This is a genomic window from Chitinophaga sp. (genome assembly GCF_036569125.1).
Classification (GTDB): Bacteria; Bacteroidota; Bacteroidia; order Chitinophagales; family Chitinophagaceae; genus Chitinophaga.
This window is the reverse complement of sequence record NZ_DATCRF010000331.1, coordinates 1-19,711: the sequence shown is the minus strand read 5'-3', so window position 1 is coordinate 19,711 and position 19,711 is coordinate 1. Positions and strand designations below refer to the sequence as shown.

Genomic DNA, 19,711 nt, shown 5'->3' with positions numbered 1-19,711 from the left:
ACACAAACCCGCCGCGATGCTACGGGTACCATCTCCTCTATCAAAGGCGCCGACATTAAGAACCTGCCCGTGAGCGATGCGGCCCAGGCCCTGCAGGGACGGGCCAGCGGTGTGGACATTGTGCGTTCCGACGGATCGCCCGGTACCACGCCCAGCATCCGTATCCGCGGTACAGGCACCATTAATAATGCAGAACCACTGGTGGTAATAGACGGGGTGCCCGCAAGCGGCATCAATGATGTAAACCCCAATGACATCGCCTCCATGGAAATATTAAAAGATGCATCTTCCTCCGCCATCTACGGTACACGTGCCGCCAACGGGGTTATCATCATCACCACTAAAAAAGGTAACTACGGCGAAAAGCTGCGTGCATCTGCCAATGTATACCGCGGCGTATCCAACGCCATCCGTACCATTCCTTTGCTTACCGCGCCCGAGCTGGTAATGCTGAAAAAAGAGCGGTATGCTAATTCCGGCGGTACAGTAGATCCGGTGTGGAATGATCCTTACTATTCCACCCAGCGCACCAACTGGCAGGATGCCATCCTGGGCTCCGGCAATGTAACCAATGCCGATGTAAGCATCCGCGGTGGTAACAACAGCTCAAACTATATGTTCAGCGCCGGTTATTATGATGAAAAAGGCCTGGTGGAAAATACCTATTTCAAAAGGTATTCCCTGCGTATTAATTCAGAGCATAAGCTGGGTAAACGCCTGAAAATAGGAGAGAACCTGCAGCTGAGCTACAAGCAGAACCAGGGTTTTGATACCTACTCATCCCAAACCGGTCTGCTGTTCAGCGCCCTGCGTTTTAACCCGGCCATACCGGTAATGAACCCTGATGGCAGCTACGGCTCCTCACAGGCCAGCAATGAGCTGGGGGATATTAACAACCCTGTGTTCACCGCGCAAACCACCGACACCTGGAATAAGAACTACCGCCTGCTGGGTAATGTGTATGCAGAGATCGAGATCCTGCAGGGTTTAACCCTGCGCGGCAACTACGGCTTTGACGGCAGCATCTATAACCAGTACAGCTTTGTACCCAAAGTGCTGGACCAGACCCGTACCCGCGACCACTCCGAGCTGTGGAACCGCAGCGAAAGCAATAAATCAGAGCTGGGCGAGGTGTTCCTGACCTTTAACCACCTGTTTGCACAAAAACATCGTGTAACCTTAACCGGTGGTTACTCCGTACAAACCACCAATGGTTATTTCTTCCGTGCAGAGAGCTGGGGGCTGAATGATGAAGCGCCCGATCAGCGTGTGCTGGATAATGGCAACGACTATCACGCCATTAACGGTAACTTTAATCCGCAGAGCGCACTGGCCTCCGGTTTTGTAAGAGGCTTTTACAGCTTTAAAGATAAATACCTGTTAACGGCCACCTTCCGTGCAGATGGCTCTTCCCGTTTCCCTGAAGGCAAACGCTGGGGCTATTTTCCTGCCTTTTCACTGGGCTGGCGCGTTTCAGACGAAACGTTCTTTAAAAATAGCGTATCCTTTATCTCTAACCTGAAAGTAACCGGTGGCTGGGGCCAGTTAGGTAACCAGAATGTGAACGATTTCCAATACCTGGCGCCCATGACCCGCGACCGCCGTTATTCATTCGGCGAAAATCCTTACACCGGTATATGGAACTCCCGCCTGGCTAACCCGGATATTACCTGGGAAAAAGCCGAGATGACCAACATCAGCGCAGAAATAGGCGTGCTGGAAAATAAGCTGAACGCTACTATCACTTACTTTAACAAGAATACCCGCGACATGCTGATACCTGCGCCGGAGCTGGATGAGCATGGAACTGCGGGTATCCCTGACCGTAATATAGGCCAGCTGAATAACCGTGGCTGGGAAATAGAGCTCAGCTACCAGGGTGGTAACAAGGAGTTCAGCTACAATGTAGCCGCCAATGCCTCTTTCATTAAGAACAAGGTAACGCAGCTGTATGATAAGGATTCCTATATCAGCTCCACCAACTACGGCCGCCAGGGTGCGGAAATTTCCCGTACCTATGAAGGGCAGCCCCTGGCATCCTTCTACGGCTGGAAAACAGGCGGTGTGTACCAGAACCAGGCGCAGATAGATAATGATCCCAACATTGCAAAAGATCCACGCCGCGCGGATATTAAGCCCGGTGATATGATCTTCCTGGATGTGACTGGCGATGGTATAGTAGATGAGAATGACCGTACTTTCCTGGGCAGCCCCAATCCTAAAATGACTTATGGCATCCAGGCCGGCGCTAATTACAAAGGCTTTGACCTTAGCCTGTCCTTCACCGGCGTGGCAGGTGTAAAGCTGTATAATGCCGACCGTATGCAGGGCATGGACCCCGGCTACCCATACAACATGTATGCAGAGGCGCTGAACCGCTGGCATGGAGAAGGCACCAGCAACACGGTGCCGCGCATGACCCTTTCAACCGACGTAGCCAATAACAACCTCCGCGTATCTGACCGCTTTGTAGAAAGCGGTAACTATTTCACGCTGCGCAATGTGGCGCTGGGATACACTGTTCCTGCAAAGCTGTGGGGCAATACCGGCATCTCGGATCTTCGTGTATACGTAGCCGCACAAAACCTGTTCATTGTTACCAACTATACCGGCTTAACACCTATGCTTGGCTATAACGGTACTGACGGCAACCGCCAGCGCGGTGTAGATGTAGCAGCTTACCCACAGGCCAGGAGCTTTACTTTTGGCGCAACGCTTAATTTCTAACCATATATGGTGAACTTAAAAGACAAGATTATGCAACGGATAATATATATAGGTACCTGCGCCCTGTTCCTGCTGGCGGCCTCCTGCAATGTGCTGGACGTAAAACCTAAAGGAAGCTATACTACCGGTAACTACTGGCGCAACCAGAGCGATGCGCTGGACGGCATTACCGGCATTTACAATATTTTGCTGGAAGAAGATTATACCGGCTTTAATGAGTTTGTGTTTGACAACTGTTCGGATGATCAGATCCGCGGCGGGGATCACGACTACGACCAGGTGATTGAAGAATTTAAGTATGATGCCTCCACCTATTCCGTAAGGGTAGGCTGGCGCTGGAAGTATGAGACCATTAACCGCTCCAACAATGCGCTCATCTACATTCCCAAGATCACGGACATTGATCCTGCTATCAAGAACCGCTGCCTGGGTGAAGCGCATTTCTTCCGCGCATTCGCTTACTGGCGTTTGCTGTTGGTATATGGCGAGGCGCCCATCATTACAGAAGATGATGTGCTGAACGGCAACTATAACAAGCCCAAAGTAAGCAGCGATACCCTGCGCACCCAGATAGAATCAGACCTGTTACAGGCTGCCGACCTGCTGCCGGAAACCCTGGCCAGCGGCGACAAAGGCCGTGTAAGCAAAGGCACCGCCTGGGGCCTGCTCACCAAGCTGTATATGGACTGGAATAAGCTGGATAAAGCCATTGAATACGGCACCAAGGTTACCACCAACGCTAACTATGCGCTGGCTACCAACTATGCCGATAACTTTTCGGTTGCTACCGGCAACAACTCAGAAATGCTGCTGGCCGTGCAAACCGTTGATGGCTGGGGTTACTCAGACTTCATTACTTACCACGCGCCGCGCGCATGGGGTGGCTGGAGCTTCTTTTATCCTGTAAAAGGGCTGGTAGATGAATTTGAAGCCAATGACCCGCGCAAAGCCATCTGCTTCATGGGCCCCGGCGATAAAATAGACATTGGTACGGAAGTAGCCACCTACACCGCCGACCTGTCAACCACCGGCCGCCATTACCGCAAGTTCTGCGCATGGAAACCTTCCGGCGGTTTGAACTATTCTCTAAAAACACCGCTCATGCGCTCCGCAGATATTTACCTGCTGGTAGCAGAAGCCAAGATCCGCACTGCCGGTGCAGGCGCAGGTGATGCTGAGATCAATGCCGTACGCAAACGCGCATCTGCCGCGCTGCCGCCCGTAGCAGGCGCCGGTATGCCGCAGCTGATGCATGAGCGCCGCGTAGAGCTGTGTGGTGAGAACGAACGCCACCAGGACCTTATGCGCTGGGACAAAGCCAAGCTCATTGACATCACCACTTACTACAACAAACCCAAGCTGGCCTATGATGGATCTGTAATAGAACCTGCACGTACCTTTGTACGTCCCAAACACTATTACTTCCCCATACCGCAGCAGGAGATTGACCGGAGTAAGGGTGTGCTGATACAGAACACGAATTATTAATAGCGAACAAAAAAGGTAAGGTTGATAACAGCGCCCTGTTCTCCGGATTAAACCGGAGGCAGGGCTTTTCTTATGCATAAGCCACAGGGCAGTAAGTTCTCCGTTAAGTGTCATTTGTACAATAAAAGAATAGTTGTATATTGTATGTCCCATCCGGCCCTGTAATACGGATGGCAGTTGAACCATTCAACCCACAACTATGCGTTATAAAAAACTGTTCGTACTCACCGCCGCTATTGTCACCGGTCTTACAGCCTTCGCACAAACCCAGCTCACCGTGCAGGCCAATAAACCCATTACCAATGTGCCTCCCAATATGTGGGGGATCTTCTTTGAAGACATCAACTTCGCGGCGGATGGCGGTTTGTATGCAGAGCTGGTGAAGAACCGCTCCTTTGAGTTCTTTACGCCGCTCATGGGCTGGAAAGAAATAAAACAGAATAAAGATACCGGTCATATCCTCATCGTAAACCGTACGGAAGCCAACACGGCCAACCCGCGTTACGCCGCCCTTACGGTAGATGCGCCCAATGGCAGCTATGGCTTATCCAATGAGGGCTTCCGCGGCATGGGCATTACAAAGGGGCAGCAGTATAATTTTTCCATGTGGGCCAATGCGCCTGCCGGCACCGGCTTGCAGGCCAGGGTAGTGCTGCTGGATGAAAAGGATCAGCCCATAGGGGAGGCTGCGCTCAGCGGTTTCCACGACGGCTGGCAGCCCTATAAGGTATCCCTTACCGCTACCGGCACCGCTGCAAAAGGTAAGCTGCAGCTGTTGTTCAAAGGGCAGGGGAGCATTGACCTGGATATGGTATCCCTGTTCCCGGCCAATACCTGGAAGAACCGGCCCAATGGCCTGCGCGCCGACCTGGCGCAAATGCTGGCCGATCTTAAACCCGGGTTCATCCGCTTTCCCGGCGGCTGTATTGTAGAAGGGCGCGACCTGGCCAACCGTTATCAGTGGAAGAAAACAGTAGGCAAGCCGGAGGACCGTACCCTGATCGTAAACCGCTGGAACACCGAGTTTTCACACCGTTCTACACCGGATTATTTCCAGAGCTTTGGCCTGGGTTTCTTTGAATATTTTCAGCTGGCGGAAGATATTGGCGCTGCACCATTGCCCATTCTTAACTGCGGCATGGCCTGCCAGTTCAATACCGGCGAGGTGGTAGCCATGAATGAGCTGGACCCTTACGTACAGGATGCGCTGGACCTCATTGAGTTTGCCAATGGCGATGCCGGCAGCAAATGGGGCGCGCTGCGTGCCGCTATGGGCCACCCTGCGCCGTTCCATTTAACCATGATGGGTGTGGGCAATGAACAGTGGGACCCGCAGTACATAGAGCGCTACAAGATCTTTGAGCAGGCCATTAAATCAAAATACCCGGATATTAAGCTGGTATCCAGCGCAGGCCCGTTCTCCAAAGGCCCTATGTTTGATTATTTGTGGAAAGAGCTGAAAGGCAGCCGGGCCGATTTTATCGATGAACATTATTACATGCCCCCGCAGTGGTTCCTTTCAAACGCATCCCGTTACGATAATTACGACCGCAACAAGGGGCCTAAGATCTTTGCCGGTGAATATGCCGCCCATACCAAAGAAGGTACGGAGCCCGAAAGCCGTAATACCTGGGGCAGCGCCCTGGCGGAAGCTGCTTTTATGACCGGGCTGGAACGTAATGCCGATGTGGTGCAGATGGCATCCTACGCACCGCTGTTTGCGCATGTGGAAGCGTGGCAATGGCGCCCGGACCTTATCTGGTTCGATAACCTGCGGGCCGTTGGCACCCCTAACTATTATGTGCAAAAGCTATTTTCGGCAAATAAAGGCACCCAGGTAGTGCCCATCCTGCAGAGTGGCGCCGTGCTGGCCGGTAAAGACAGCCTGTACGCCAGCGCAACTATAGATGCTGCCGCAAAACAGGTGATCCTGAAAATTGTGAATGTATCGGCACATGCGCAATCCCTGCAAATAAACCTGCAGGGGGTACAGGCCGCTAAAGGCGCTGCACAGCAACAGGTGCTTACCGCCAATACCTTAGCTATTAATACGCTGGATGATCCCGGGAAAGTAGTACCGGTTACGCACCCGCTCACTGCCGGTAACCGCCTGGCTATTAATGCAGCCCCTGCTTCCCTGAATGTAATAGCTATTCCGTACAAATAACCGGGAATGCCCGGTGGTGGCTTGTTTGAGCCAATACGCAATCAGGTGGCGCCGCCGGTAAAACGGTGATGCCTAAATACGGCAATTTTCGTATTTTGTAGAATGGAATTTATCCTCGACTTTGACCTGCAGGGGAAAAATCACATTGTTAACATCCACCTGCATCATGAACAAGGGGCAACGTTTTACCGGGCGGTGATAGATGAAGATCATGCTATAGATTACTACCGCCAGGAGAACGGTACGCTTAAACCTGTATTATCCAGTATTGTAGACAACGACCTGGTAAATGCAATTGCCACCCGTTTGCTGGAACAGCTGCATAGAAAAGGGAATGGTTTCTCTTCCGTTTCGTGATGCGCTGATAGTCCATGGCCGATGGTCCATAGTTCATTGCATAGCACGTGTGATGAATACTTTTGTGTAAGCTGATACTTACAGCCGATAGTCTATTGAATTGCTCATAAACATTATAAACATCTCCCTCCATTTCCCGCACCATCCATCCTGCGCAGTATGCAATGGACAATGGACTATGGTCCGTGGACTGTGGACTTCGTCCACACAAATCTCTTGTCCGTATTAGTAAACAATTCATCATTTACATCTTATTAACATTTTACCGTCGTAAATTGCAGAACTTGCACTGGGGCCTGTATCCGCTTGAAAGCAGTTCCTGCAGAACAACAGTAACCCTTTAACCAATACTATTATGTGGTGAAACAATGATGCAGAACAACGGATTGAAAAACTATCTTTTTTTACTGGAACTGGTGCGTGAGGAGGATATTGATACACTGGAATATTTATACCGGGGAGTACAGGAGCGTTACGAACAAGAGCAGGAGAATACTCCGGGCGACCTGGAAAAATATCTGCGGTACTATCCTATTAAACTAAAAAGTGCCTGGCAGCTGGCCGCACAATGGCAGGCCCGCTATCCGCAATCCTATGCAGCGCATATTATCCTTGCAGATTGTATCCTGTCCGACGCCTATACGAAAAGGGGCACACTGCCCGTAGCATCCGCATCTGTTTACAGTTTAAAAAGCCTGAAAGATGGCATGGACCATGCCGGCGAGCTGCTGGAAACAGCGGTAACGCTTTCCCGCAGGCCGTTCCATGCCTGGTTATACCTGGGCTATATGAACGCGGTAGACCCGCGTTATGGCACTGCCAAAGAATTTACGCTGGATGAAACCGGCGACCTGCACCAGCTTCCTTACTGGTATAAAAAAGCGCTGCAGCTGGAGCCCGGCTCCATTACTTTACGTATAGCCATGCTCGATGCTCTCCGCAAAACACCTCCCGAAATACACCAGGTAAATGTAAAGAACGGCGAACCGATGTACCACCGCCCGCCGGATGTATGGTCGGACAGTATGCAGGCTTACGCCTATCTTTTATACAGCGGCCTGCCCGCCGACGCCCGTAATGAGGTGCGCGCCGTATACCGCGGCCACTATGCATTTTACTGCTGGCTGGGTAAAAATGCACCCTCAGAGGCGCTTCCGCATATTGAAACCATGTACCGCCTGGCGCCCCACCGTGGCGCTGCGGCGCTGGCGCGGTTTTACGCCTGCCGTAAGGATTGGGGAAAAGCCCTGCTCTACTTCAAGGAAGCGCTCTCTTACCACCCTGAGAATATAGTGCTGTTATACGATTATGCCGGCTGTTTAAGCCAGGCCGATCCTGCCAGCCACCAGGCAGTGGTATACTACCGGCGTGCTGCCCGTTATGGGCATCCGGCTGCCATGATGCGTTTGGGCGATATCTACCGGAAAGGGCTAAACGCTCAATCCATCCATCTTTTAAAAGCGCTGAACTATTACCAGATGGCCCTGCAGGAAGGTTATACTTCTGCCGGTGAGCAGCTGGCGCAGCTATACTGGAGGGGTGAGGACGGTAATACCGGCATCATTAACCGCGTAAAAGCCATTCATATACTGGAAAATATTGTGCAGCAGGGCAATGGCTGGGCCTGCGCCCGCCTGGCTGAGCTGGAGCTGGAAAAGCGCTCCCGCACACACGACTACAGCGCCGCCACACATTACGTGAACCTGGGCATGCACTATGGCAGCATACATTGTTACTACCTGGTAGGCAAGCGCATTTATGAGGGCCGCCTGTTGTGGAGAGGGGTGCATGTAGTACCCGGTTACTTCTTTAAGCCTAATAAAGATGACCGTAAAATGGCGCTGGAATATCTTATGAAAAGCGCCTCCCTGGGCTACCTGAAGGCTATGGCCTGCCTGGCCCGTTACTTTGATAAAGGCTATGAGGAAGACCGCGATCCCTATGCCGCTGCAGAGTGGTATTGCAAAGCCGCCGACCAGGACCTGCAGGATGAAGAAGGCTGCTGCTTCCCTGCCTTTAAAGCTGTTTTTTATGGAGATCATAAAGCCCGCAACCTGAAGTCAGCCGCGCGTTACCTGCACCAGGGCGCTACCGTGGCAGGTTCCGAATGCCAGAACCGCCTGGCCTTTGAGCTGCTCAAAGGCACTTTTGCCTATGATAGCAAAGGGCTATTACAGCCGCAACTGGGTGTAGCCAATGACTATAATATTCGTATAGCCCTGGGGTTATATGAGCGCTCTGCCGCAGTAGGGCATGTAGAATCTATGTATTACCTGGCGGAATTTTACGAGCGCAATGCCGTTAGCAAAGCCGATCACCTGAAAGCATTCCGTTACTTTTTACAGGCCGCTGAAGCCGGGAAAACCGTTGCACAAAAGGAAGTAGGCTGCTATTATCTGAATGGGCTGGCCGTAGAAAAAAATGAAACCTATGCTATGTTCTGGTTAAGCATGGCGGCAGACAGCGGGGAGGTTACTGCGCGGGAGCTGCTGGATAAAGTAAAAATTAAGAATTAATAATTAATAGCGTAGAGCGAGGAAGTAAGTAAAAAAGTAAAAGGTAAAATAAAATGCAGCGATGTAGGATATATGTTCCATATCGCTGCATTTATTTTTTATATTCTTCTCTCATTTTAACCATATAGTAATCTTATTAAGCATCCCCCAATAGCTACCATATTATACTTTTACATTTATTGTTTTACTTTATAATTATTAATTTTTAATTATTAATTCGCCAGCGATACTGCAAAATAATTTCAGTCGGAAAGCCGTAATGGGCCTGCATTGCATAGGTTATCCCCACATTGATCAAATTTAGCTATATTATCCTCAAACAAAATTTATTTCCTATGGCACTCATTAAAAGCTCTACGGGCAATCCGGCATTGTATTGTCCTTTTCCTACCCGTTTAAACCCGTTGGTTGAACAGGCAGACGCGCATACCACTTACTGGGCAAGAGCGTTTCACCTTATCAACACCAATGAAGTAATGGACCATTACCGGCAGCAGCGGTTCACCTGGATGGTGGCGCGTATGTTTCCAAATGCTAACCTGGAAGCATTATGCATAGCTGCAGATCTGAACACCCTTTTATTTGTATTGGACGATCAGTACGACGAAGCTACCGCTGATACGGAAGCGGTGCGTAAAAAAGAGAACTTTGAATTGTTCCTTGAGCAGGTACGCCGCATCCTGGTGTTACATGAAACCAAAACCCTGGAAAAGCACGGCCCTTCGCTGGCGGCCATCAGCGATTTCTGGGAAAGGATCTGCCGCCTGAGCACAGCTGCCTGGCAAAACCGTTTTGCAGAAAGTATGAAACGGGCCTTTGTAGCAAACCTATGGCGTATAGAGCTGGTGAAGCAAAACCGCATGCCTGCAGTAGCTGAGTACATGCAGTTCCGGCAGGAGTTTGGCGGCGCTAATTTTTTTGCAGACCTGGTAGAGATCATGGAGGATATTCATTTGCCGGAGGAAGTACGCTGGCATACTACCGTGCAAACCCTTATTACGCTGTGCTCTGATACCATCTGTTATGCCAACGACCTTTTTTCTTACCGCAAGGAGCTGCAGCAGGGCGATGAAATGAACCTGGTGATGTTACTGAAAAATCATGAACACCTGACGCTGGAAGATGCTGTGTTTAAAGCCACCCAGATCCATGATGATAAGGTGAAGGAATTTATACGGCTGGCTGCACAGCTGCCGGTTTTTGAGGATGCTGTTAATAAAGAGCTGCTGCGTTTTGTAAATGCGCTGGCCACTATGATGCGCGGGAATATTGACTGGAGCTGGACGGATACTGCCCGCTACCGGATGGCCTGAGCCGGCGGCAGCCGCTTGTTATTTACCGGGGAAGTGAGGTATTTGCGCATCACGTCGCTCAGTGTTCTAAAGCTCACGGGTTTTAGCAGGTATTCACTGGCGCCGGCGGTAAGCAGCTCTTCACTTTCCCCGCTATAAGCATCACCGGAAATCACTATTATGGGTAAATGCGCCAGCTGCGGATGTTTGCGTATATGCGTGATCGTTTCCTTGCCGCTCATTACCGGCATATGGGAATCCAGGATCAAAAGGTCGGGCATTTCCTGCTGGGCAAGGTTAATGGCATTGGCGCCGTTATCTGCCAGCAGCGTAGTGCAGCCGGTTCTTTCCAGGAACTTGGCCAGGTATACCCGGCTTATTTCATCATCTTCACAGATCAGCACTTTTTTACCGCTGTAATCAGCGGCTGCAATGGCGGGCTGCTGCACATCCTGCGGTGCTGCCTGCCCGGTGGTGAGCGGCATATGAAGGGTAAAAACAGTGCCTTCCTTTGGGCTGCTGTTCACAGCGATCTTTCCGCCCAGCAGCTCTATAAAGTGGCGGGTAATAAACAATCCCAGGCCGCTGCCTTCCATCAGGTTATTCTGTTCTGTTTCAAACGGGTCAAAGATGGTGTGCAGGCGTTCCCGCTCAATACCTTTACCCCGGTCTTTTACTGCCATATACAGCAGGCCATCCTTTACGTAGGCCTTTACCGTTACGCGGCTTTTAGGGGCGGTAAATTTTACAGCATTCACCAGCAGGTTGCTCATTACTTTGGTGAGCTTGGCCTTATCGCTGATAATGGTAAGCGGCAGCTGGTCATGGAACTCTGTTACTATGCTTACCTTTTTGCGGTTGGCGGTATACTGGTGCACCTTGCACAGGTTCATCAGGAACTGCCGTATGTTAATGGGGCTGTTATCTACCTGGTTAATTTTCCCTGCTTCTATCTGCGACATATCCAGCACATTGGTCACCTCCTGCATGGCGGTAGTGCTGGCTGTGTACAGGTCCTCTGCCAGCGGCTTCAGGGAGGGGCTTTCATCCACCTCATCATTCAGCAGCAGGGTTTGGCTGATCTCGTGAATGGCATTTAATGGTCCTTTCAGCTCATGGTTGGTAACGCGTATAAAAAAGTTCTTGGAAGTATTAGCGGCTTCCAGCTCTTTGGAGCGTTTCATCAGATCGTTGTACAGCGCTTCGTTGGTTTTTTTGTAATACCACAGCACCAGGGAATCCAGCAAAATAATGCCGGGCCGGGCCAGCCAGCGCAGGAGCATCTGCTCGTAATCTGTTTTTAAGATGGGGTTTATAAAAGGGTAGGAGTAGTTGTATTCACAGATCAGTAAGGTAAGCGCCGTAATACCAATGCTGATCATGCGGTCCCTGTCTTTCCGGAAGAACAGCAGCGAGGCGCCGAACATCAGCAAAAAAGCCAGGTGCACTTCTATAATAGCGGCCAGGATGCCGCTGAAATATACCAGGGAAGCATTAATAATGCATATGTAGGCATAGCTGGCCCACAGGTGTTTATGCCGGCTGTTGAGCCATAATACGCCTGCCAGCAAAGTAGCTTCCGTTAAGCCGGCTGCCAGGATCTGCAGCTCTCCGGTTAGTATATAGAAAACAATTCCAAAGCAGGAAGTTAAAATGAGAGATACCAGGCTAAAGCGGTTTACCGCTATAATAGCATGTTTGGCTATGTCATCCACATTTTGGGTACCGGTTCTTATAATGTTCCTTAATATCGCCATAAGGGAGTAGCGTTAATTGAAGTCAGCGTAACCTGCCACAGGCATTCATACGAGATGGTTAAAGATTATGGTTATTGAGTATGTGCTGAGCTGAAGCTAATCACCAACAAGGTAAAGCATTTTAACTAAAATTGCAAAAAGTGCCTGCCGGGGTGCTTAAGCCCTGTGCTCCGGAGCCAGTATTGCCTGAATTATAGTGTCTTTCAATACTTTATGCAGCTGTTTAAAATCCACGGGTTTTACCAGGCAGCCTGCGGCTCCTGCATGCAGCAGGTCTTCCGTAATAGCCGTGTCTGCCGAGGTAATGATCACCGGTACATGGGCCAGGTACTTATTGGCTTTCAGGCGTGCCAGCAGCTCCCGGCCTTCCATGCGGGGCAGCCCTATATCTGAAATAATAAGATCGAAATGGTCGCAGGTGGCGCGGTAAAGCCCTTCCATGCCATCCTCTGCCACTATTACTTCAAAACCTTTACTGTGCAGGTATTTATGCAGGTATTGCTGGCTCATATGGTCATCCTCTACCAGCAGCACTTTTCGCCCATGGAAAAGATGGTTGTCAATATGTTCCGGGTGGCCATCTGCCACACTGATCTCTTTACATTCATGCACCGGCAGGCATATAATGAACATAGTGCCTTTACCCAGCTCGCTGAGCACCTGTATATGGCCCTGCAGCTGAACGGCCAGCTTTTGCGCTATGTTTAAACCCAGTCCCGTGCCTTCTGCAAAGTTGATGCGCTCCCGGGTAAATTCATCAAACAGGGTGGCTATCTTTTCCCGGCTTATGCCTGCGCCCTGGTCTGCTACTGCCAGGTGCCACTGCCCGTTCACCTGGTGCATACTAACGGTAACGGTTGTATTTTTCGGGCTGAACTTAATGGCATTGCCTATAATGTTATTAGCGATCTTGGTAAGCGTGGCTTTGTCCTCATACATGAGGGCGGGCAGCTGTTCTCCTGTTTCCACTTCTATCTGCACTCCTTTGGTGCGGGCCAGGTAGCTGTAAATGTTGCACACCTCCCGGATCCAGCTGCGTACATCAAAGGCTTCGCGTTTTACCTCATCGGGCTTGCCTGCTTCCATTTTACTGCGGTCCTGCACATTGTTTATAATGCTTAACACGTTATGGCAGGCATAGTGCAGGTGCTCATTGGTAAGGCTGTCCGGCGCATCCATCAGTTTCAGCTGTGCTATACTGTAAATGGCGTTCAGCGGGGTACGGATCTCATGCGTAAGCTCGCGCATAAATACTTTCAGGGAGCGGTTGGCGTTTTCCAGCTCACGGGTTTGCCCTTTTACGGCAGTTACCAGCAGCTTGTTGTATTGCAGGTAATGCATTAAAGTAAGCACTGTAATGAACAGTATTACGGCAATGGCGGAGTAATGCACTACCAGCAGCACTGCAGGCGTAAAGGGGAATGGTGTTATTACGGGGTAAAATTTATTCAGCTCTATCAATACCAGGGAAATGATGCCGCCTGTGAGGCTGATACGCCTTGCCACAGCGGTTTTCAGGAACAGGAAAGAGGTAACGATCAGGAACAGCGCCAGCCAAAGCCCGTCTATTGCTTTGCCCAGTAACAGGCCAAAATACAGGATAGCTGCATTTAGCACCAGCTGCAGGCCCAGTGCTGCCAGCGCATGTTTTTTATAATAGTTAAGGGCAATGATCAGCACAAAGAGCAGGCTTTCTACCGTGGTTGCTATTAGTATAAGCAGGTGCCCGGAAAGTATGTAGAAGAGGAGGCCGAAGATCAGGCTTAGCACGATCAGTGAACAGGCAACCCCATTAACTTTGTTGATGAGTAATTTTTCATGGCGGTCCCTGACCGGGCCGGTACCCATGTCGATAACAGTGTAGAGGGTTTTACGTAGGTTCATGTGCACTGCTTAAAGCGAATTAGGAACGGTTATTTGAGTATACGTGGTTTGAGGTGATGAATAATAATTAATCTATAATAACCTGTAATGTTGCTGCTGCTGATCTGAATAAGTCTGTTAAACCAAAGTAAAGGTTTTTAGCTGAAAATAAAAAATAATAGCATGATACCGATTGCAGTGGGGCCGCAGTGTTAAGTTAAAAGTTAAAAAGTAAAAATAAAAAAAGGAATGCAGCGAAGGTTTGAACCTGACCGCTGCATTCCTTTTTTATTTTTTGCCTTTTGCTTTTTTACTTTTCAATTAGTATTTCACCACTTTTAAAGTGACCTGTTTGTGCTCATTTTCTAATTTTAAGAGGTACGTACCCGGTACCAGGAAGCCAATGTGCCTGGTTACCCTGGTTTGCCCTTTACTGAGTACCCATTGTTTTACTACATTGCCCTGCATATCAAGCAAGGTGCATACGCGGTACACCGGTTCCTGCAATTCCAGGGTCAGCTGGTCGGTGGTAGGATTGGGGTACAGCCGCACGCTTTTTACATCGCCTGTTTCAATACCGGTTTTTACACTGCTGTAAGCCATACGGGCAGCGGAGGAGCCGGCCGCTGTATCGCAGTTACTGATGCTGAACCAGTTGAACTTAAACGTGCCCGACTGCACATGGATGCCTGTATAGGAGAGGGCCGGCAAAGTAATGGTATCTGTAATGGTTTGCCAGGTTCCGCCGGTGGAGGGGATATCAACACTGCCAAAGTTATAACCGCTATGGCCTACCCATAATTTAGCAGGCGCAGTGGCAGATACCCGGAAGCTGATGGTGTATGTACCCGCTGCAGGTACGTTCAGCGTGTTATATGCAAACCAGTCGTTTACATGCAGGTTGGTAAAATCCTGCCCGCCGCCTGTATCTGTGCAGGTTTCCAGCACGGGAGTGGTAGCGCGGTTGGAGGCGCTTTCCGCTTCATATTTATCATTAACGGAGCAGGCATAAACGGCTTTCACTACGGCTGTGGCAGTACCGCTTACAGCGCCTTCTGTGGCTGTAATGGTGTAATTGCCGGCAGCAGGGGCGTTTAACAGGCCACTGGCGCTGATGGTATTGCCTGTACCGGAAACAGACCATACCGGCTGGATCATAAACACACTGCTATCCTGCCCGTAACCGGTGGCGGTGAACTGTTTGGTTTCACCGGTGTTAAGGGTCACTGTATCCGGCTTAACGGCAATGCGTGTTAATGGAATAGAATCGGTGCGTATAAAGCGCAGCCAGTTAAAGTTCCAGCCGTCTTTATTAGCGGTGATGCGGATAGTTTTCTGGCCTGGTAATAAGCGTATAGGCAATGAAGTTACTGTGCTCCATTTTTGCCAGCCGCCGCTTGCCGGCAGTGTTACTGTTTGCAGGGTAGTAGTATCCAGCTGTATTTTCAGGCTGGAGGCTGTATTTACCGCTACGCGGAACTGGATGCGGTATTCGCTGCTGTCCGGTACATTAATATCATATTCAAACCAGGTGCCGCTGCCTATGTAGCTCACATCCAGCCCGCCGCCGGTATCTGCGGTGGTTTCCGTACAACAGGCGTTCCCGTTATCAAAACTTTCCGCCTGTATCTTTACGGGGATGGTTTTGTAATTGGCGGCGCGTTTGTTGGCGCGTACTACGCCTGTTTTGGTAACGCCGTTTACGGTTACGGTAGCGGTAATAATAGCGGTATCATTTAGCGTGGCCAGGCCATTGGCAGTAATGCTGTTACCTGCGCCGGTTATGCTCCATACCGGTGTGGCAGCTATGGGCCGCCCGTTCTGGTCCAGTATTTTGGCGGTGTACTGCTGCGTTTTACCCGGCAAAAACGATAGGGTGGCGGGTGTTACGGTTACGGTATCCAACACCGGTGTGCCTAACCCTTTCTGGGAAATGCGTACATAATCCACCACCATGCTATCCGGCCAGTCTGCTTCTACAATGGCGCCGCCCATGCCGCCGCCAATGGCCACATTCAGGATCAGGTAAAATTGCTGATCAAAAGGCCAGTCTTTCCAGTCGGTATGCGGGTTGGGGTAAGTAAGCACATGAATGCTGTCGTAGCTGAAGGTGATGGAATCGGCGCCCCATTCCATGCTATAGGTATGGTACACGGTATCTGCATCCATCAGCTTTTTGGTGGCCGATACCTGGCCGCCGTTGGTCCAGTTATGGTTTTGCGTGTGCACGGTAGAGAGTACGGTGCCAAAGTTATTACCTACATGCTCCATCATATCCAGCTCCCCGCTTTTGGGCCAGCCGCCATAGGCGCTGCTGGTAGGCATAAGCCAGATGGCAGGCCAGGAGCCGCGTGCACGGGGCAGCTTAGCGCGTACATCCACTTTTCCGTACTTGAAATCCAGCTTGCCCTGCGTGATCAGGCGGGCGGATGACCAGGGTTCTGCGCTGTTGCCGGTTGGGAAATCCTTCTTGCCTTTAATAATGAGCTTACCATCTTTTACAAGCGCATTATCGTGCGTGGTATCGGTGTATACCTGCTGCTCACCATTGATCCATCCTTTAGGCTGCGGATCTACTTTCCATTTGGTGGCATCGGGCTTGCCGTTTGTATTAAAATCATCGTAAAAGATCTCCGTCCAGTTGGGATTGCCTTCAAATACTACGTTGCCTTTGGCCTGGTAGCTGGTGGTGTTGGCGCTTGCCAGCTCGCCGCCGGCTACGTTCAGCTTCAGCGTAGTGCGGGAATAATTGGCCGGAGAGTTACCGCTTAACGTAATACGCGCAGTAGTATCGTTTATGCGCTGTACGTTACCGATGCTTACACCTGCGGGCAGGTTGGTGCTGGTCCAGCCGGCGGTGGTTAACACGCTGTCAAACTTACTGCCGCGTACTGTGGCTGTAAGCGTGGCGCCGTTTTCCTGGCCCATTAAAATGCTGGTGTCCTTCAGGGTAATGCCGGTGGAGTTGGGGCCCTGCACCAGGTCAAAGTACAGGATGCCATTGGCTTTTTTGCCATCAATAAAATGTACTTCAATGGTGTTAAAGTCTGTTCTGTTCTTTACGCTCTGGAAGTTGAAAGTAGCTTCTTCCCATTGATTAATGCGGCTTACTTTGTAGGTGAAGTACACTGCTTTTGAATAGTTGCTGCCGGGCTGCAGCTTAAACATGATCTCGTCCTGCGTGCTGCTGTATACCAGCATTTTAAAGATGCTGTTGGCCTTCAGGTCAAAAGAATCTCTGAGGCTGCAGGCCGCGGTCATGTATTCAAAGCAGGTAGTGTCTTTGGTGAATTTGGCCACCAGCGGGCTTGGATTCACGGTGGAGATGCTGGGATTGGGTACTCCAAATTCCACCTTGCCGGTAGTGGTATTTCCGGCGTAATAGGTCCACCTGCCTGCACAGGGGCCATTGCCTTCCATATCATCCAGCAGCAGGAATTGCGCATGGAGCCTGTTGCCGCTTAACAGCATGCCAAGCAGCAACACAAAGAGTGTTGAAATGTTTCTCATAACGTTTCATTTTTACGTGGGGAAATAAGCTGTGTGAGGGAATGTAAAATTTCAAATGTAAAATCTTAAACGTAAAAGTGGAATGCGGTCCCTTATCCGCTGCATCCACTTTTACATTTTACATTTATCTCGTTCATAAAGTCTTTTAAATGGTCTCTATGAACCTCCTTCGTCGGTTTAAGATTTTACATTTTTCATTTTTATAAATTCGGGTTCACCAATGCATCTACACCGGGTATGGGCATCCAGTAACTGGCCTGGCTGATGGCGCCTGCGGGCTGCAGGTCGGCAGGGTCTTTACCGGCATTGGCAGCGGCTACCTGGTCCAGCCGCACCAGGTCGAACCAGCGGTTCCATTCACCGGCAAATTCCCAGGCGCGTTCATTTACCACTGCTGCGGCAAAATCAGCGCCCGTCATATTTGCGGTCAGGGCAGGTAAACCTGCACGCTGGCGCACGGCATTCACCGCAGTATATGCGTCTGCGTTAGGCGTGCCTGCAGATCTTGCCTGCGCCTCTGCATAGATCAGCAGCACATGCGCATACCGGATCATGATCACCGGGTTGTTAGACATATACACGGCTTTATCGCCCGCCTGCTGTATGGTGAACTTTTTATAATAAGGGTGTTTGGTGGTGGTTTGCTGCCAGGGAATAGTATCGCCACTTACCACAAATTCGGTGGAGAAAGTAGCATCCTTCCGGGAGCCTGCCGGGAAGTTGTTAAAGAATTTCAGCTCAGGGAAAAAATCGCTCCAGCCGCCTTCATTCTCCGGCATGGTGGAAAGGCCGTAAAAGGAGTTGTAGGTAGACCATTGCCCGCGGGTGAAAAGCGTGAACACATCTTCTACCGTGCCACCGGCAAAGATCTTCAGAAAACCATCCTGGTACAGGTCAAAGCTGTAATCTGCTTTATGGTCTATCACCTCTTTGGCCTTAGCGGCTGCCAGGGCGTATTTGGACTGATCTTTCAGCGGCCAGCCGGCTTCTGTGAGGTACACATCTGCCAGCAGCGCTTTTACAGAGCCTTTGTTGGGTCTTCCCGGATCGCGCTTTTTGTTGGGCACCCATTCCTCCGCTCTTGCCAGGTCTGCCTCTATCAGCTTGTATATTTCAGCAGGCTTGCTTTTGGTAAGGGTCAATAATTCCGGGGAGTATTGCTCAGAGGGAATAATGGGCACCTCGCCCCAGAGGCGCGTAAGCCAGTAGTAGCTGAGCGCGCGCAGGAAGCTGGCTTCCCCCACAATGGTTTGTACCGTGGTTTGGTTGCCATCCAGCACCTGCGTATAGTTGTTGATGATGTTGGTGGTGGATTGTATGGTTTTGTAACAGCCCAGCCAGATGGGTGTCATGCGGCTGTTAAGAGAGGTTACATTAAAGCGGTCAAACTCCCGGAATTCTTCTTTATTGGAGCCGGGGTGGGTGGTGAGGTCATCGCCGCCCATGGTCATAGCAATTTGCGATACGCTGGTAAAGCCGCTGGTCCAGGGCACCATTAAGCTACCGTATGCACCGGTGAGCGCTGATTCAAGGCCTGCCTGGCTGCTTAATGCAGCAGCGCCGCCTACCAGGCCCCTGGGATTTTCCGTTAACTCTTTGCTGCAGCCTGCTGTGAGCAGCAGCAAGGCCGCTATGTATATCTTTTTCATGTGAAGTCGTTTAATCATGTACGTTATATTTAAAAGCTAAGGGTAACGCCCCCGGTAATGGTTTTTGCATTCGGGTAAGAGCCAAAGTCAATACCCTGCCGCAGATCGCCTGCATCGGAATTAGCTTCCGGATCTATGCCGCTGTAACCGGTGAAAGTGAGCAGGTTGGTGGCGCTTACAAATACCTTAACGCCCAGCACATTTTTTATCCTTGACTTAGGTATATCATAAGACAGGCTCACATTCTTCAGGCGCAGGAAATCGGCCTTTTCCAGGAAGCGGGTGCTTTGCGTAAAGTTCCGGTTGGTGGTGCTGAATGCGGGAATATCCGATGTTTCATTAACGCCGGGTATGTAACGGTCTTTGATCTCTACCAGGGTAGCTT

The 19,711-nt window shown here is 50.5% G+C and carries 11 protein-coding genes and 1 pseudogene; 7 read left to right on the top strand and 5 right to left on the bottom strand.

All coding sequences use genetic code 11. The annotated features are described in order from the left end of the window. The 6 genes from VIM87_RS12265 to VIM87_RS12240 all read left to right on the top strand — a co-directional run. Nucleotides 1-2,727: TonB-dependent receptor (locus tag VIM87_RS12265; protein ID WP_331997273.1), on the top strand; the 2,727-nt coding region annotated here is incomplete at its 5' end. A 30-nt stretch (nucleotides 2,728-2,757) separates the two neighbouring features. Further along, on the top strand, nucleotides 2,758-4,215 hold the full coding sequence (locus tag VIM87_RS12260; RefSeq protein ID WP_331997272.1) for a RagB/SusD family nutrient uptake outer membrane protein: 1,458 nt from the start codon (nucleotides 2,758-2,760) through the stop codon (nucleotides 4,213-4,215). 199 nt (nucleotides 4,216-4,414) lie between these two features. After that, a complete protein-coding gene (locus VIM87_RS12255) occupies nucleotides 4,415-6,382 on the top strand; it encodes an alpha-L-arabinofuranosidase C-terminal domain-containing protein (protein WP_331997271.1) in 1,968 nt (655 codons plus the stop codon). Nucleotides 6,383-6,484: 102 nt separating this feature from the next. Further along, the gene (locus VIM87_RS12250) at nucleotides 6,485-6,739 is read left to right on the top strand and encodes a hypothetical protein (RefSeq protein ID WP_331997270.1); all 255 of its coding nucleotides are present in this window, start codon (nucleotides 6,485-6,487) and stop codon (nucleotides 6,737-6,739) included. A gap of 368 nt (nucleotides 6,740-7,107) precedes the next feature. Further along, the gene (locus tag VIM87_RS12245; protein ID WP_331997269.1) at nucleotides 7,108-9,255 is read left to right on the top strand and encodes a tetratricopeptide repeat protein; all 2,148 of its coding nucleotides are present in this window, start codon (nucleotides 7,108-7,110) and stop codon (nucleotides 9,253-9,255) included. A gap of 335 nt (nucleotides 9,256-9,590) precedes the next feature. Then, complete coding sequence (locus tag VIM87_RS12240; protein WP_331997268.1) at nucleotides 9,591-10,568, top strand: terpene synthase family protein; 978 nt, start codon at nucleotides 9,591-9,593, stop codon at nucleotides 10,566-10,568. Here VIM87_RS12240 and VIM87_RS12235 read toward each other — a convergent pair. Further along, on the bottom strand, nucleotides 10,553-12,304 hold the full coding sequence (locus tag VIM87_RS12235; RefSeq protein WP_331997267.1) for a hybrid sensor histidine kinase/response regulator: 1,752 nt from the start codon (nucleotides 12,302-12,304) through the stop codon (nucleotides 10,553-10,555). The two genes, VIM87_RS12240 and VIM87_RS12235, sit on opposite strands and share 16 nt — an antisense overlap. A 156-nt stretch (nucleotides 12,305-12,460) precedes the next feature. Further along, nucleotides 12,461-14,188 carry an ATP-binding protein gene (locus VIM87_RS12230; RefSeq protein ID WP_331997266.1) on the bottom strand — a complete coding sequence of 576 codons (1,728 nt, stop codon included), beginning with the start codon at nucleotides 14,186-14,188 and terminating at the stop codon, nucleotides 12,461-12,463. A 228-nt stretch (nucleotides 14,189-14,416) separates the two neighbouring features. On the opposite strand from VIM87_RS12230, the gene VIM87_RS31405 reads away from it, so the two are divergent. Next, nucleotides 14,417-14,509 (top strand): hypothetical protein, encoded by a 93-nt coding sequence (locus tag VIM87_RS31405; protein WP_414649629.1) that lies wholly within the window; start codon nucleotides 14,417-14,419, stop codon nucleotides 14,507-14,509. Here the strand turns inward: VIM87_RS31405 and VIM87_RS12225 are convergent. The 3 genes and pseudogenes from VIM87_RS12225 to VIM87_RS12215 form a co-directional block, all read right to left on the bottom strand. Continuing rightward, the gene (locus VIM87_RS12225; RefSeq protein ID WP_331997265.1) at nucleotides 14,489-17,677 is read right to left on the bottom strand and encodes a carbohydrate-binding protein; all 3,189 of its coding nucleotides are present in this window, start codon (nucleotides 17,675-17,677) and stop codon (nucleotides 14,489-14,491) included. The two genes, VIM87_RS31405 and VIM87_RS12225, sit on opposite strands and share 21 nt — an antisense overlap. Nucleotides 17,678-17,877: 200 nt before the next feature. After that, nucleotides 17,878-19,326 carry a RagB/SusD family nutrient uptake outer membrane protein gene (locus VIM87_RS12220; RefSeq protein WP_331997264.1) on the bottom strand — a complete coding sequence of 483 codons (1,449 nt, stop codon included), beginning with the start codon at nucleotides 19,324-19,326 and terminating at the stop codon, nucleotides 17,878-17,880. Between the two features lie 29 nt (nucleotides 19,327-19,355). After that, nucleotides 19,356-19,711: pseudogene (locus VIM87_RS12215) on the bottom strand (SusC/RagA family TonB-linked outer membrane protein); the annotation flags it as partial.

Coding starts and splice junctions, on each gene's coding strand:
- VIM87_RS12245 (WP_331997269.1), top strand. CDS start 7,108: ATGATGCAGAACAACGGATTGAAAAACTATCTTTTTTTACTGGAACTG.
- VIM87_RS12225 (WP_331997265.1), bottom strand. CDS start 17,677: ATGAGAAACATTTCAACACTCTTTGTGTTGCTGCTTGGCATGCTGTTA.
- VIM87_RS12235 (WP_331997267.1), bottom strand. CDS start 12,304: ATGGCGATATTAAGGAACATTATAAGAACCGGTACCCAAAATGTGGAT.
- VIM87_RS12250 (WP_331997270.1), top strand. CDS start 6,485: ATGGAATTTATCCTCGACTTTGACCTGCAGGGGAAAAATCACATTGTT.
- VIM87_RS12255 (WP_331997271.1), top strand. CDS start 4,415: ATGCGTTATAAAAAACTGTTCGTACTCACCGCCGCTATTGTCACCGGT.
- VIM87_RS12260 (WP_331997272.1), top strand. CDS start 2,758: ATGCAACGGATAATATATATAGGTACCTGCGCCCTGTTCCTGCTGGCG.
- VIM87_RS12240 (WP_331997268.1), top strand. CDS start 9,591: ATGGCACTCATTAAAAGCTCTACGGGCAATCCGGCATTGTATTGTCCT.
- VIM87_RS31405 (WP_414649629.1), top strand. CDS start 14,417: ATGCAGCGAAGGTTTGAACCTGACCGCTGCATTCCTTTTTTATTTTTT.
- VIM87_RS12220 (WP_331997264.1), bottom strand. CDS start 19,326: ATGAAAAAGATATACATAGCGGCCTTGCTGCTGCTCACAGCAGGCTGC.
- VIM87_RS12230 (WP_331997266.1), bottom strand. CDS start 14,188: ATGAACCTACGTAAAACCCTCTACACTGTTATCGACATGGGTACCGGC.